This window comes from Planomonospora algeriensis, assembly GCF_977012225.1.
In genome coordinates this window covers 1-14,120 of the sequence record NZ_CDRNDK010000134.1, presented here as the reverse complement: position 1 = coordinate 14,120, position 14,120 = coordinate 1, and the positions used below count along the sequence as shown (strand labels likewise).

The 14,120-nt window shown below is 71.9% G+C and carries 11 protein-coding genes and 2 pseudogenes; 3 read left to right on the top strand and 10 right to left on the bottom strand.

Annotated features, from left to right (window positions below):
- A partial coding sequence (locus ACWJ6R_RS16115; protein WP_449063003.1) for an AI-2E family transporter occupies window positions 1-1,116 on the bottom strand: 1,116 nt, incomplete at its 3' end.
- Window positions 1,117-1,430: 314 nt separating this feature from the next.
- Window positions 1,431-3,971, bottom strand: a complete 2,541-nt coding sequence (gene valS / locus ACWJ6R_RS16110) for a valine--tRNA ligase (protein WP_449063002.1) — start codon at window positions 3,969-3,971, stop codon at window positions 1,431-1,433.
- 107 nt (window positions 3,972-4,078) lie between these two features.
- Here valS and ACWJ6R_RS16105 point away from each other — a divergent pair, with 107 nt between their 5' ends.
- Entirely contained in the window at window positions 4,079-4,375 is a 297-nt protein-coding gene (locus ACWJ6R_RS16105; RefSeq protein ID WP_449063001.1) for a DUF4235 domain-containing protein, read from the top strand.
- 80 nt (window positions 4,376-4,455) lie between these two features.
- Here ACWJ6R_RS16105 and ACWJ6R_RS16100 read toward each other — a convergent pair whose 3' ends face one another.
- From ACWJ6R_RS16100 to ACWJ6R_RS16075, 6 genes and pseudogenes are all read right to left on the bottom strand, one after another.
- Complete coding sequence (locus ACWJ6R_RS16100; protein WP_449063000.1) at window positions 4,456-5,445, bottom strand: alpha,alpha-trehalose-phosphate synthase (UDP-forming); 990 nt, start codon at window positions 5,443-5,445, stop codon at window positions 4,456-4,458.
- Between the two features lie 77 nt (window positions 5,446-5,522).
- Window positions 5,523-5,765 (bottom strand): annotated as a pseudogene (locus tag ACWJ6R_RS16095) (trehalose-6-phosphate synthase); the annotation flags it as partial.
- Between the two features lie 118 nt (window positions 5,766-5,883).
- Window positions 5,884-6,570: a hypothetical protein gene (locus ACWJ6R_RS16090; protein WP_449062999.1), complete on the bottom strand. Its 687-nt coding sequence runs from the start codon at window positions 6,568-6,570 to the stop codon at window positions 5,884-5,886.
- Window positions 6,571-6,779: 209 nt separating this feature from the next.
- Window positions 6,780-7,079, bottom strand: coding sequence for a DUF4193 domain-containing protein (locus ACWJ6R_RS16085; RefSeq protein WP_012893211.1), 300 nt, complete (start codon window positions 7,077-7,079; stop codon window positions 6,780-6,782).
- Window positions 7,080-7,350: 271 nt separating this feature from the next.
- Entirely contained in the window at window positions 7,351-8,646 is a 1,296-nt protein-coding gene (locus ACWJ6R_RS16080) for a sensor histidine kinase (protein ID WP_449063005.1), read from the bottom strand.
- Between the two features lie 244 nt (window positions 8,647-8,890).
- On the bottom strand, window positions 8,891-9,544 hold the full coding sequence (locus ACWJ6R_RS16075) for a response regulator transcription factor (protein ID WP_449062998.1): 654 nt from the start codon (window positions 9,542-9,544) through the stop codon (window positions 8,891-8,893).
- Window positions 9,545-9,833: 289 nt separating this feature from the next.
- On the opposite strand from ACWJ6R_RS16075, the gene ACWJ6R_RS16070 reads away from it, so the two are divergent.
- Window positions 9,834-9,998, top strand: a complete 165-nt coding sequence (locus ACWJ6R_RS16070) for a hypothetical protein (protein ID WP_189237307.1) — start codon at window positions 9,834-9,836, stop codon at window positions 9,996-9,998.
- Between the two features lie 79 nt (window positions 9,999-10,077).
- Here the strand turns inward: ACWJ6R_RS16070 and ACWJ6R_RS16065 are convergent, their stop codons facing one another.
- On the bottom strand, window positions 10,078-10,872 hold the full coding sequence (locus ACWJ6R_RS16065; RefSeq protein WP_449062997.1) for an inositol monophosphatase family protein: 795 nt from the start codon (window positions 10,870-10,872) through the stop codon (window positions 10,078-10,080).
- Between the two features lie 180 nt (window positions 10,873-11,052).
- Window positions 11,053-13,019, bottom strand: a pseudogene (locus tag ACWJ6R_RS16060) (S9 family peptidase).
- Window positions 13,020-13,184: 165 nt separating this feature from the next.
- Here ACWJ6R_RS16060 and ACWJ6R_RS16055 point away from each other — a divergent pair.
- Window positions 13,185-14,120: ferrochelatase (locus ACWJ6R_RS16055; RefSeq protein ID WP_449063004.1), on the top strand; the 936-nt coding region annotated here is incomplete at its 3' end.

The window sequence follows — 14,120 nt, the reverse complement described above, 5'->3', positions numbered from 1 at the left end:
GTCCGGCGGGGCGGATCCGGAGGCCGCCGGAGCCGATGACGCCGGCGGCAGGGCCGCCGGTGAGTCCCTCATGAGCTCCGGCACGGCCCGGTAGACGACCGCGGCGATCGGCACGGCCACCGCGGCGCCGGCGATGCCCGCGATGATGCCGCCGACGGCCAGCACCAGGATGATGGCCAGCGGGTGGAAGTTCACCGCCCGGCCGACGATCAGCGGCTGCAGCACGTGGTTCTCCAGCTGCTGCTCGACCAGCAGGATGCCCAGGAAGACCAGCGCGTAGATCGGGCCCTGGGCGCCGAGGGTCACCAGGGTGGCGACGGCCCCGGCGAAGAAGATGCCGACGATCGGGATGAAGCTCGCCAGGAAGATGAGCACGGCCAGGGGCGCCCAGAGCGGCACCCCCATCCCGGCCAGCACGATGCCCATGATGACGCCGTGCACCGCCGCGACCGCCACGGTCCCCTGGACGTAGTGGGAGAGCGTCACCCAGGCGGCCCGCCCGGCCCGGTCCACCCGGGGCGCGGCCGGGCCGAACGCCCGCAGGAACCAGGCCCAGATCCGGTCGCCGTCCTTCAGCAGGAAGAACGTGACGAACAGCAGCAGGACGATCGAGGCGAGGACCTCCAGGGCGACGGTGGCGCCGGTGAGGACGGTGGTCGTGATCTGCTGCTGCTGCTGGGTGAGCTGACCGGCGATCTGGTCGATCCACTCGCTGATCTGGGTCGGCTGCAGGTGGAGCGGTCCCGTCTGGAGCCAGCCCTGCACCTCTCTGGCGGTCGCCTGGACCTGCGTGACCAGGCGGGGGAACTCCTCGTTGGCCCGCACGCCGATGATCCACCCGGTGCCGCCCAGCACCGCGAGCGCGATCAGCATGGTGACCCACGTCGCGTAGATCGGCCGCATGCCCATCAGCCGGAGCCTGCGGGTGATCGGGAAGAGCAGCGCGGTGAGCAGCAGCGCGATGGCCACCGGCAGCATGACGATGCGCAGGGTGCCCACGAAGGAGGCGGCGTAGAAGACCGCCCAGCCGATGATGATCAGGCACAGGCTCCACGCGGCCAGGCGGAGCAGCGTACGGGGCACCAGCTGCGTCAGACGTTCCCGGTCGGAGATCACGGGTTCCAGACTGGCATGCTCCGGCCGCGAACGCGCGCGGTTATCGCCCAACGGGGAATCCGGGAACCGCGGCGGGAGGAGACCGGCCGCCCGGGCCGGCCCCCTCCGCTCCGGATCCGGGTCAGCGCTCTCCCGGCGGCCCGGAGATCACCCGGTCCTCGAGGTAGCAGCTGCAGCTGCCGCATCCTGGCGTCATCTCTGTCCTCCCTCACCTGTCGTGGTTCGACCGTACGCCGGGAACGGCCGACGGGGAGGACAGAGTCGTGTGCTCTCGCGTCCTCCCCGCCGGAGCGCCCTCCTCGGTGCGCTCCGCGTCAGGCCAGGGTCACCTCCACGGCGAGGTCGCCCTCGCCGGGTTCCAGGACGAACTCCTCGACGGCACCGGCGCCGCACAGGTCGTCCTGCGCCCGCCGCAGGAGGCCGGCCCGGGCGCCGCGGACGGTCAGCCGGGAGACCTCGGCGCGCATGGAGAGCCTGGCGTCGGACTTGGCCCCGCGGATCCGGCCGAGGACGCCGGCCACGACGGGGAGCAGTTCCGGGTCGCCGTCGCGGGCGGCGGGCACGGGCCAGGCGGCCCGGTGGACCGAGCCCTCCCGCCACCACGACCAGACCTCCTCGGTGACGAACGGCAGGAACGGCGCGAACAGCCGGAGCACGACGTCCAGCGCCTCGCGCAGCGCCGCGTGGGCCGAGCGGGCGGCCGCCCCGCCGGAGCCGTCGCCGTACGCCCTGGCCTTGACCAGCTCCAGGTAGTCGTCGCAGAACTCCCAGAAGAACCGCTCGGTCCGCTCCAGCGCCCGCGTGTAGTCGTAGGCCTCGAACGCCTCGGTGGCCTCGCGGACCACCTCGTCCAGCCGGGCCAGCATGGACAGGTCCAGCGGTTCGGTCACCTCGGCGGCCCGGATCTCCGGTCCGTCCGGGTCGCCGAAGCCCAGCACGAACCGCGAGGCGTTCAGGATCTTGATCGCCAGGCGGCGGCCGACCTTGATCTGGCCGGTGTCGAAGGCCGTGTCGGTGCCGGGGCGGCCGCTGGCCGCCCAGTAGCGGACCGCGTCGGAGCCGTACTCCTCCAGCAGGTGCATCGGCGTGACGACGTTGCCCTTGGACTTGGACATCTTCTTGCGGTCGGGGTCCAGGATCCAGCCGGAGAGGGCGGCGTTGCGCCAGGGCAGCACGCCCTGCTCCAGGTGGGAGCGGACCACGGTGGAGAACAGCCAGGTGCGGATGATGTCGTGGCCCTGCGGGCGCAGGTCCATCGGGAAGACCCGCCGGAACAGGTCGTCGTCCCGCTCCCAGCCGCCGGCGATCTGCGGGGTCAGCGAGGAGGTCGCCCAGGTGTCCATGACGTCCGGGTCCGCGGTGAAGCCGTCCGGCTTGCCGCGCTGCTCCTCGGTGTAGCCGGGCGGCACGTCGCCGGCCGGGTCGATCGGGAGCAGGGACTCGTCGGGGAGGATGGGCGAGGAGCGGTCGGGCTCCCCGTCCGAGTCCAGCGGGTACCAGACCGGGATGGGCACGCCGAAGAAGCGCTGCCGGGAGATCAGCCAGTCGCCCGCCAGGCCCTCGACCCAGTTGTCGTAGCGGGCCTTCATGTGCGGCGGGTGCCAGGCCAGCTCCGCGCCCCGGGCCAGCAGCTCCTCGCGCAGCGCGCGGTCCCGCCCGCCGTTGCGGATGTACCACTGGCGGGTGGTGACGATCTCCAGGGGCTTGTCGCCCTTCTCGTAGAACTTCACCGGCCGCTTCACCGGCCGGGGCTCGCCCTCCATCTCGCCGGAGGCGCGAAGCAGCTCCACGACCCGCTCCCTGGCGGAGTGCACGGTCTTCCCGGCCAGCTCGCCGTACGGCTCGGCGGGCACGCCCTGCGGCGGCTCGGGGAGCAGCCGGCCGTCCCAGCCGATCACCGCCCGGGTGGGCAGGTCCAGTTCGCGCCACCAGACGACGTCGGTGACGTCGCCGAAGGTGCAGATCATCGCGATGCCGGAGCCCTTGTCGGGCTCGGCGAGGCGGTGGGCGAGCACCGGCACCTCGACCCCGAACAGCGGGGTGCGGACCGTGGTGCCGAACAGCGGCCGGTAGCGCTCGTCGTCCGGGTGGGCCACCAGCGCGACGCAGGCCGGGATCAGCTCGGGCCGGGTCGTCTCGATCCAGACCCGCTCCCCCGACGGCGCGGTGAAGCCGATCCGGTGGAACGCGCCGGGGTGCTCCCGGTCCTCCAGCTCGGCCTGGGCCACCGCCGTGCGGAAGGTGACGTCCCAGAGCGTGGGCCCCTCGGCCAGGTAGGCCTCGCCGCGAGCGAGGTTGCGCAGGAACGCGCGCTGGGAGGCGGCCCGCGCGCGGCCGTCGATGGTGGCGTAGGTCATGGACCAGTCGACCGACAGGCCCAGGCGCCGCCACAGCTCCTCGAAGGCCTTCTCGTCGGAGATGGTGAGCTTCTCGCACAGCTCGATGAAGTTGCGGCGGCTGATCGGGATCTGCTGTCTTCCGGGCGCGGCCGGAGGCCGGAAGTCCGGGTCGTAGGGGACGGACGGGTCGCAGCGCACGCCGAAGTGGTTCTGCACGCGCCGCTCGGTGGGCAGGCCGTTGTCGTCCCAGCCCATCGGGTAGAAGACCTCGCGCCCGCGCATGCGCTGGAAGCGGGCGATCGTGTCGGTGTGGGTGTAGGAGAAGACGTGGCCGACGTGCAGGGACCCGGAGACGGTCGGCGGCGGGGTGTCGATCGAGTAGACCTCGTCCCGCGTGCGCGAGCGGTCGAAGCGGTAGGTGCCCTCGGCCTCCCAGCGGGCTACCCATACGGACTCCAGGCCGGCGAGAGTCGGTTTCTCGGGCATGGGCGCATGGCGCGATCGCTGGTTCGTCATGCCTCCTGATGGTATGGCTTCACCTGATCCGCCGCTGAAGGAGACTAGTGTTCGTTATCTGAGGGGAATCATCGGATGCGGCGCCGCCGTCGAGGAGGAGGAGCACTGTGACCGACGAGAAGGAGAAGCAGGACCTGGCGTGGAAGGCCGTCGGCGGCCTGGTGGGGTTCGCCACGGCGTGGGCGGCCAAGAAGGTCCTGGGGATCGTCTGGGAGAAGACGACGGGCAAGAAGCCCCCGGCCGACCACGACTCCCTCGACGTCAGCCTCGCCGAGGCGATCGGTTACGCCGTGGTGATGGGCGTGGGCATGCAGGTGGCGCAGATCGTGATGGCCCGCACCGCCAGGAGGCGCTACGACGCCTGGCGGGCGCTGAAGGACGCCGCCCGCGACGTCGTCGACTGAGGCGGGGCGCCCTCCCGGCGGTGCGGGTCGCCGCGGGGAGCGGCCGGAGGCTCCGGAGCCGTTCAGGACTCCAGAGCCGTTCAGGACTCCAGAGCCGTGAGGAACTCCTTGGCCCAGTGGTCCACGTCGTAGGTGGCCACCCGGCGGCGCAGTGACCGCATCCGCCGGGACAGGTCGTGCGGCGTGGCCCGCATGGCGGCCAGCATCGTCCGCTTGAGCCCGTCGACGTCGTACGGGTTCACCATGAACGCCTGGCGGAGCTCGTCGGCCGCTCCGGCGAACTCGCTGAGCACCAGCGCCCCGCGCAGGTCGTTGCGGCAGGCGATGTACTCCTTGGCGACCAGGTTCATCCCGTCGCGCAGCGGCGTCACCACCATCACATCCGCCGCCAGGTACAGCGCGGCCAGCTCGTCCCGCCCGTAGGACTGGTGGAGGTACTGGACCGGCTGCTGGCCCAGCTCCCCCTGCTCGCCGTTGATCCGGCCGACCTGCAGCTCGATCGAGTCGCGCAGCCGGATGTACTCCTCGACCCGCTCCCGGCTGGGCGTCGCGATCTGCACGAAGGCCGCCTCGCCCGGCTTGACCGCGCCCTCGGCGAGCAGCTCGCCGAAGGCCTTGAGCCGCTGGCCGATGCCCTTGGTGTAGTCGAGGCGGTCCACGCCGAGCAGCACGTGCTCGGGCTCGCCCAGCTCGGCGCGGATCTCCTTGGCCCTGGAGATGATGTGCGGCTCGCGCACCAGGGAGTCGAGCTCGCCGAAGTCCACGGAGATGGGGAAGGCCCCGGCCCGCACCGTCCGGCCGTCCTCGGTGTAGATCTCGTGCTTCTGGTGCGACAGGCCCAGCATGCGCCGGCAGAGCCGGACGAAGTTGGACGCCCCGCCGGGCCGCTGGAAGCCGACGAGGTCGGCGCCGAGCAGGCCCTCCAGGATCTCCCGCCGCCACGGGAGCTGCTGGAAGAGCTCGCCGGGCGGGAAGGGGATGTGCAGGAAGAAGCCGATGCGCAGGTCGGGGCGGAGCCTGCGGAGCATCGCGGGGACCAGCTGGAGCTGGTAGTCCTGCACCCAGACCACCGCGCCGGGCGCGGCGGCTCGGCGGCGGCCTCGGCGAAGCGTTCGTTGACCGTGCGGTAGGCGTCCCACAGGACCCGGGAGTAGACGGGCGTGGCGACCACGTCGTGGTAGAGCGGCCAGAGGGTGGCGTTGGAGAAGCCCTCGTAGTAGAGCTCGACCTCCTGCCTCGACAGCGGCACCGGGATCAGGTGCATGCCGTCGTGGTCGAAGGGGTCGAGCCGTTCGTCGGGGGCACCGTGCCAGCCGATCCAGGCGCCCTCCCTGCGCTGCAGCACAGGGGCGATCGCGGTGACCAGTCCACCGGGGCTGCGCCGCCACATGTCGTCTCCGACCCGGTCGACGGGGAGACGGTTGGCGACGATCAGGAACGAGCTGGTGCTCGTCACAAAATCCTCCAGATAGTTGACTTGCTTCAGCAACTACCCCATTTAGGTGATTTTATGACTTTCCGGACGGTAGAGCACGGTGCCGACGCAAGTCGTCACGGACCGTGACCGCCAGTTTCCTGGTGGCCGCCCGGTTGAGCGCTCCTCCCGCCACGGCCCCGGTCAGGAAGGGCCCGAAAGTGGTGAGGTGCCGTCCGAGCGTGCGCATGAGCCGGTTGCGCAGCGCGGTCTTGGCGGCCGTGCCCAGGGCGATGGTGACGGAGGCGGGGGTCAGGGGGTCGACGCCGCGCTGCTTGGACCAGGCCGTCACGAACGCGACGGCCCGCTGCGAGCCGGTGCCGGGGACCTGCACGCCGTACACCTCGTGCAGCTCGGCGATGAGCTTGACCTCGATCGCGGCGACCACCAGGGTCTCGGCCACGAGCTGGGCGGGGGCGGAGAGCAGCAGGGGCGGGGCGGCGAACTCGGCGGCCGCGAGGGCTCCGCCGATCGCGCCGACCGCCATGGTGGCCTTGGCCGCGGTGCGGGCCAGGTCGTCGGCGAGCTCCTCGGCGACGAGCCCGTGGTGGTGCTCGGAGAGCGTGGCCAGGTCGCGGATGGGGATGCGGGGCGCCACGGCCATGAAGACGTCCGCGAGCCAGCGCCCCCGGCCCACCCCGGACGCCTTGGCCCTCTTCGCGCCGTCGGCGAGCGCGGCCGTCAGACGGCCGAGCAGCCGCCGCCGCTCGGCTCCGTCCATCTCGCCGGGATCGGCGAGCCTGCCGACGAGCTCGGCGACCTCACGCTCCGGTGCGCCGGCCGGCTCCCCGGCCGTGGAGCCGGCGACCCGGCACCGGTCTGTTCGTTCTCCGACGTCATGTCGCGGAACCTCCTCAAGGCTGTCCTCGGTCGCGGCCCTCTACCCTTGGGTGAAGGGACACACCTTCGGACAGGCCGTCGGAACGGTCGTCAGGCCGCGCACTCCCGGCAGATCTGCTGGCCGTTCCTCTCGACGGCGAGCTGGCTGCGGTGATGCACCAGGAAGCAGCGCGCGCAGGTGAACTCGTCGGCCTGACGAGGAATCACCCGGAGCGAGAGCTCCTCGTTCGACAGGTCCGCACCCGGCAACTCGAGCGACTCGGCGAGGTCGGTCTCGTCGATGTCGATGCTGCCCGAGGACTTGTCGGTACGGCGCGCCTGCAGTTCCTGAAGACTGTCCTCATTGAGGTCGTCGTCGGTCTTGCGTGGACTGTCGTAATCGGTAGCCATCGGTCTGCTCCATCCCCCTCATCTATCTGTCTGCGCTCGCTCGCGCGTTGTAACGTACGAGAGGTCCGTCTTGTGCCCGAACCGACGGAGAGATTCCTGCTTCGGTACCCCGTCGGAATGGCTGCTGAACCTCCTCACACGTGAGGGACCCGCCACCAATGGGCATGGTTAGCCAAATATGGCGTAAACCACAGCATTGGCAGCATGCACCACCGTGTTCGACGGCACATCCAACCACATGTACGGCGCGAGCGAGACGCCCCCCGCCGGATCAACGCGGCTGAAGTCTCACGGTCACGACGAGACCGCCCCCGTCTCTGGGGACGGCGGCCACGTTGCCCCCGTGAGCCCGCACGACCGCCCGGACGATGGACAACCCGAGTCCCGCCCCCTTGGCCGAATCGACCCGGTCGGCATTGAGCCGCCGGAACGGCTCGAACAGGCTGTTCACCTCGTACGCGGGGACGTGCGGCCCCGTATTGGCCACCTGAACAACCAACGCACCTTCCACCATTCCCGTTCGAACCCAGACTTTTCCGGATTCAGGGAGATTGTGCTTGATGGCGTTTTCCACCAGGTTGGCCACGCACCGTTCCAGGAGCACCGGGTCACCGACGGTCTCGGCGTCCCTGAGCTCGGCGACGACCGTGACGCCCGCTTCCTCCGCGCGCGGCGCGAGCTGCTCCACCGCGGTCTCGGCCACCTCCTTGACGTTCACCGGCTTGCGCACGCTCAGCTCGCGCTCGCTGCGGGCCAGCAGGAGCAGCCCTTCGATGAGGCGCTCGTTGCGGGCGTTGACCTCCAGGAGGGTACGGCCCAGCGCCTTGAGGTCCGCCGACGCCTCGGGGTCGCCCAGCGCGATCTCCAGCACGGTCCGGTTGATCGTCAGCGGGGTGCGCAGCTCGTGCGAGGCGTTGGCCACGAACCTGCGCTGCGTGTCGAACGCCACGTTGAGCCGGGTCAGCATGGCGTCGAAGGTGTCGGCCAGCTCCTTGAGCTCGTCGTTGGGGCCCTTGAGGTCGATGCGCTCGTGGGCGAGGGTGGAGTCGGAGAGCGTGCGGGCGGTCGCGGTCATCTGCTGGATCGGCTTGAGCGCCCGGTCCGCGACGACGTAGCCGATGATCAATGCGAGGATACCGAGCCCGACCAGCGCCAGCAGGGACCTGGTGAGCATGTGCTGCCGGGCGACGATGATCGCGCTGTCACGCTGCAGCGCCCACCACTGCTTGACCTTCCACTCGTGCTCCGGCGGATAGTCGAAGTTGCTGGCCGAAGGCCAGGCCGCGTCGATGGCCCAGGCGACCATCACGTACATCACGAACAGCAGCAGCGCGCCCGCCACGAAGAACAGCGCGCCGTAGGTGAGCGTGAGCCGCCACCGGATGCTGACCCGGTCCGTGACCCTCTTCACCCTGTCCAGGGGGGAGACCTGGACCGGCGACGCCCCCACCGGAGGCGGCCCGTCCCAGGCGGGCGGGCCGCTCGGCGGCGGCGGGGTCCCGGGCTTGCGCCCGGCCGTCGTCGCCTGCGGTCTGCGCTCCCCGCGTTCGGAGTGCGGGCTGATCATCGGATGGGTCGGCACGGCCGTCCCGATCTCCTCCGCCGGGCCGAAGCCCGGCGGTCCCACCGGACCCGGCGAACCCGCCGGACCCGCCGGACCCTGCGGGCCCACCGGTCCCCGCGACGGCGATGCCTCCCGCCGCCCGTGCGGCGCCCGCTCCTCAGCACCGGGAACCGGCCGCTCCTCCGGAGTCCCGCTCACGACGTCCCCCGTCCCGGCCGCGCACCGGCACGCGGTCCGCAGCGCCCGTTCACAGCCGGTATCCGACCCCGGGCACCGTCTCGATCACCTGCGGCTCGCCCAGCTTCTTCCGCAGGGTCATCATGGTGACCCGCACCACGTTGGTGAACGGGTCGATGTTCTCGTCCCAGGCCTTGTCCAGCAGGTCCTCCTGGCTGACGACCGCGCCCTCGGCGCGCATCAGCTCCTCCAGGACCGCGAACTCCTTCTTGGTCAGGGCGATCTCCACGCCGTCCCTGGTCACCAGCCGCTTGCCCGGGTCCAGCCGGATCCCGGAGCGCTCCAGCACCGGCGGGAGCGCCGGGGCCGAGCGGCGGCCGAGCGCCCGGACCCGGGCGACCAGCTCGACGAAGACGAACGGCTTGGCCAGGTAGTCGTCGGCGCCCAGCCCCAGCCCCTCCACCTTGTCGTCGACGTCGCCCGAGGCGGTCAGCATCAGGATCCGGGAGGCGGTCCGCTCCGCCACCAGGCGGCGGCAGACCTCGTCCCCGTGGACCTTGGGCAGGTCCCGGTCCAGCACGATCACGTCGTAGTCGATGTAGCTCGTCCGCTCCAGCGCGCCGGCGCCGTCGTAGGCGACGTCCACGGCCATGGCCTCGCGCCGGAGCCCGGTCGCGATCGCGTCCGCGAGCACCCGCTCGTCCTCAACCACAAGCACCCGCACGACCCCTGGCACCTCCACTGGAAAGCTCACTGGAAAACTTCTGGGAACACTTCGGAGAACACCGGAGGGCACCCGGGGGACACCCGGAGGACCCGGTCGCCGGACGGTCTCCCGCCGTCGCCCCATTGTCGCCCCAGCGTGCGTAAGCCTGCGGTAAGGCCCTCACCATGATGGGGGCGCCGCCGGTGATGTATCGCACACCCATGTTTAGGACATGCCGGGCACTGGGTACAGCGGTCCTACACCCTTTTGCCGAACGCCCTTCGGACCCCGTGAGAGAGAAGGTGAGATGGGCGAGTTCACGACCACGATCGAACACCGCCTCGACCAGGCCTACAAGAACCTGCAGGAGGCCAGGTCCACCGGTGACGACTACTTCGCCGACACGCTCACCGCAGAGATCGAGGATCTGCGCCGGCTAGCCACCGACAACGGCATCCCGCTCCAGCCCTGACCGCCAGGCCCTGACGACTGCGGAAGGCGCCCTCCCCCGCCCGGGGAGGGCGCCTTCCCGCGTTCCGGGCCCCCACGGCTCAGGCGTCCCGTTCGGGGTCCAGCGGGGCCAGCAGGTCGTGCAGCTCCTCGAAGAGACCGGGCGCCGCGCACAGCGTCAGCCCCGGGTTGCACGGCTTGCCGTGCAACCCGCCGAGCCTGGCCCCCGCCTCGACGGCGATGATCCCGCCGGCCGCGTAGTCCCACTCCTGCGGGCCGCGCTCGTAGTACCCGTCCACCCGTCCGGCGGCCAGCGCGCACAGGTCCGAGGCCGCCGAGCCGCCCCGGCGGATGTCGCGCACCCGCGGCAGCACGTGCGCGAGCACCTCGGCCTGGACCGCGCGCCGGCCGGGCTCGTAGCCGAAGCCGGTGGCGATCAGCGCCTGCTCCAGCGGCACCCTGCTGTTGCAGCGCAGCCGCTCACCGGCCAGCCACGCGCCCTCGCCCCGGGCCGCGGTGAAGACCTCCCTCCGGGGCACGATGTTCACCACGCCCGCGACGATCTCGCCGTCGATCTCCACCGCGATGCTCACAGCCCACTCCGGCACGCCGTACAGGAAGTTGACCGTGCCGTCGATCGGGTCGACGACCCAGCGCACCTTCCCCTCGCCGGTGGCGCCGCCCTCCTCGCCGAGGATCGCGTCGTCCGGCCTGGCCTCCTTGATCCTGGCTCGGATCAGCTCCTCCGAGGCCCGGTCCAGCGCCGTCACCACGTCGGTGGGGCTGGACTTGGTGGCCAGCACCTCGGGCCGGGCCGGCCGCTCGGCCAGGAGCATCTCCCCGGCCTCGCGGGCGATCCGCTCCGCCAGCTCCAGGAAGTCCGCGGCAGTGCTCATCTCGTTCCCCGATCCTTGCTCACTCGTCGGCCCCATCGTGCCCGGTGCGGCGGTCCGCCCGCCGCACCGGGTTCACGGCGGCGCCCCCGGCGGTCTCCGCGACAGGACTCCCGGCGGTGTCCGCGCCGGGAGTCCGCACCGGTTTCCGTACCGGTTTCCGTACCGGGGCTCACGCCGGGGTCACGACAGCGACTCGGGCCGCTTCCACTCCTGGCCGAGGACGTGCTGCGCGAGGAAGGCGAGCACGGTCTCGTACCAGACGACCGCGTTGCCCGGCTTGAGCACCCAGTGGTTCTCGTCGGGGAAGTACAGGAACTTCGACTCCACACCGGTGCGCTGCAGGTCCCACCAGAGGCGCAGCCCCTCGCCGATCGGCACCCGGTAGTCCTTGTCCCCGTGGATCACCAGCATCGGCGTGGTGATCCTCTCCAGGGACAGGTGCGGAGAGAGCTTGGCGTACAGCTCGGTGCCGGGCCTGCCGAACTCGCGCTGCCAGTACATGGAGGCGTCGGTGGTCCCGGCGAACTGGTCCAGGTGCCAGAGTGAGGCGTGGGTGACGATCGCGCTGAACCGGTCGGTGTGCCCGGCCACCCAGTTGGCCATGTAGCCGCCGAAGGAGCCACCCATCGCCGCGGTGCGCGCGGCGTCGACCTCGGGCCGCTCCAGCGCCGCGTCGGTGATCGCCATCAGGTCGGCGTGGGTGCGCGGACCCCAGTCCGCCCAGCCGCGCCGGATCATCTCCGGTCCGTAGCCGGTGGACAGGCACGGGTCGGGCAGCAGGACGGCGTAGCCCTGCCGCGCCATGATCCACGGGTTCCACCGCCAGGACCAGTCGTTCCAGCTGGACAACGGGCCGCCGTGGATCCACAGCAGGAACGGCGCCGGGTTCTCCGCCGAGGCGCCCTCGGGCAGCACCAGCCAGGCGCGGATCTCCGCGCCGTCGTCGGCGGTCGCGGTGACCTCGGTGAGCGTGCCGGGCACCTCCAGCGCGGGAGCCGGGGAGGGCAGGTCCTCCACCGCGCCGCCGGCGGTGATCCGCACCGGGCGCGCCGGTCCACGGCGCTGCGCAGCGCGTAGACGCTCCCGTCGGGGGCCGCGTTGAGCGAGGAGTAGGCGGCGTCGTCGGGCGTGAGCCGTACCGGCTCGGAGCCGTCGGCCGGGACGCGGAAGACGGGACGGCGGCCGAGGTGGTCGGCGGCCACGTACAGCGAGGCCGAGTCGGGGGCCCACACCATGTCCGACGGCCACAGGTCGCCGCCCGCGGCGCGGCCCTCGCCGGTCGCCAGGTCGACGATCCAGAGCGTGACCTCGGGGATCTCGGTGACGGAGGCATGGCTGCTGCGCACGCAGGCGACCAGGCGGCCGTCGGGCGAGACCGCGAGCGGCCCCTCGAAGTCGTAGCCGTCCTGGCTCGCCAGGACCCGGCGGGCGCCGCCGTCCGCGATCTCGATCGCGACCAGCTCGGTGCGCTGCTCCCCGCCCGGCAGCGGGACCGCCCAGGTGGTGACGACCGTGCCGCCGTCCGGGGCCACCTTGTAGGAGGCGTTGGTCAGCGCCCTGCCCGGCTCGGGGGTCAGGTCCCTGACCCCGGTCAGCCGGTCCCCGCTGAGGATCCCCGCGAACAGGCGGGGCTCGCCGGGACCCAGGTCGTGGTCCCAGTAGCGCACCGGGTAGCTCTCGTGCAGGATCGCGCTGATCCCGGCGTCCTTGCGGGCCTTGCGCCGGTCGGCCTCGGTGGCCTCGTCGCCTGCGAGCACGTCGGAGCCGAAGACGACGACGGAGCCGCCGGTCGCGAAGCCGGCGATCCCCCCGGGCCGGGAGGCGACCTGGCGGGCCTCGCCCCCGCCCATGGGGAGCAGCCAGAGCGCGGGGACCTCTCCGTCGGGGTCGCCGGGGTCCTTGACCGTCGGGTCGGGGCGGCGGGAGCCGAACAGGACGTCGCCGCGGGCGGTGAACTCGGCACCGGCCTCGCCCTTGGCGGACCTGGTCAGCCGGTACGGCGGGCGCCCGTCGAGGGGGATCTCCCACAGCGACGTCCCGTAGCTCCTGCCGTCCGGGTTGAGGGACTGCACCACGCTCACCAGACGGGTCCCGTCCGGGGAGAGCCGCAGGGAAGCCACCCGCGGCACGCCGACATAGTCACGCATGTCAGAAAAAGGGGTCACGCTCCCGAACCTACCTCTCCATCGGCTCCCGGTTCATGCGTCCGCGCGACCGTCCGGCGCGAATCACCGGTCATGGCGATGCGAGGGGCGGACCGGGCATACGGTTGGATGGAGGTCGTGGGCACCGTGGGAACCGTGGGGAGAGCTGTGGGGAGCTACGACGCGCTGCTCGTCGTCTCGTTCGGGGGTCCGGAGAAGCCGGACGACGTGATGCCGTTCCTGGAGAACGTCGTGCGGGGCCGCGACATCCCGCGCGAGCGCCTGCTGGAGGTCGAGGCGCATTACCAGCGCTTCGGCGGGGTCAGCCCGATCAACCAGCAGTGCCGCGACCTGATCGCCGCCGTCGAGCCGACCGTCGACCTGCCGGTCTACTGGGGCAACCGCAACTGGCACCCCTACCTGGAGGACACGCTCCGGCGGATGGCCGCCGACGGGGTGAAGCGGGCCGCGGCCTTCGTGACCTCGGCCTACAGCTCCTACTCCGCCTGCCGGCAGTACCTCGACGACATCGCCCTGGCCCGCGCGGCCGTGGAGGGCGCCCCGGAGGTCGTCAAGCTCCCGCACTACTACGACCGCCCCGGCTTCGTCGCGGCCATGGTCGACCACACCCGCCAGGCCCTGGACCGGCTGCCGGCCGGGCGCCGGGACGGCGCGCGGCTGGTCTTCACCGCGCACAGCGTCCCGGTCTCGATGGCCGCGACGTCCGGGCCGGACGGCGGGGCCTACGAGGCGCAGCTGCGCGAGGCCGCCGCCCTGGTCGTGGCCGGGCTGGGCGACGGCCGCGAGTGGGATCTGGTCTGGCAGAGCCGCAGCGGGCCGCCGCACGTCCCGTGGCTGGAGCCCGACGTCTGCGACCACCTGCGCGGGCTCGACGCACCGGCGGTGGTGCTGGTCCCGATCGGCTTCGTCTCCGACCACATGGAGGTCGTCTACGACCTCGACGTGGAGGCGGCGAACCTGGCCCGGGAGATCGGCCTCCCGCTGGCCAGGGCCGCGACCGTGGGCACCCACCCGAGCTTCGTCGCGGTGGTCGGCGAGCTGCTGGCCGAGCCGGAGCCGCCGGCCTGCCCGCCGGGCTGCTGC

Coding starts and splice junctions, on each gene's coding strand:
- valS (WP_449063002.1), bottom strand. CDS start 3,971: ATGACGAACCAGCGATCGCGCCATGCGCCCATGCCCGAGAAACCGACT.
- ACWJ6R_RS16090 (WP_449062999.1), bottom strand. CDS start 6,570: ATGGACGGAGCCGAGCGGCGGCGGCTGCTCGGCCGTCTGACGGCCGCG.
- ACWJ6R_RS16085 (WP_012893211.1), bottom strand. CDS start 7,079: ATGGCTACCGATTACGACAGTCCACGCAAGACCGACGACGACCTCAAT.
- ACWJ6R_RS16080 (WP_449063005.1), bottom strand. CDS start 8,646: ATGATCAGCCCGCACTCCGAACGCGGGGAGCGCAGACCGCAGGCGACG.
- ACWJ6R_RS16070 (WP_189237307.1), top strand. CDS start 9,834: ATGGGCGAGTTCACGACCACGATCGAACACCGCCTCGACCAGGCCTAC.
- ACWJ6R_RS16065 (WP_449062997.1), bottom strand. CDS start 10,872: ATGAGCACTGCCGCGGACTTCCTGGAGCTGGCGGAGCGGATCGCCCGC.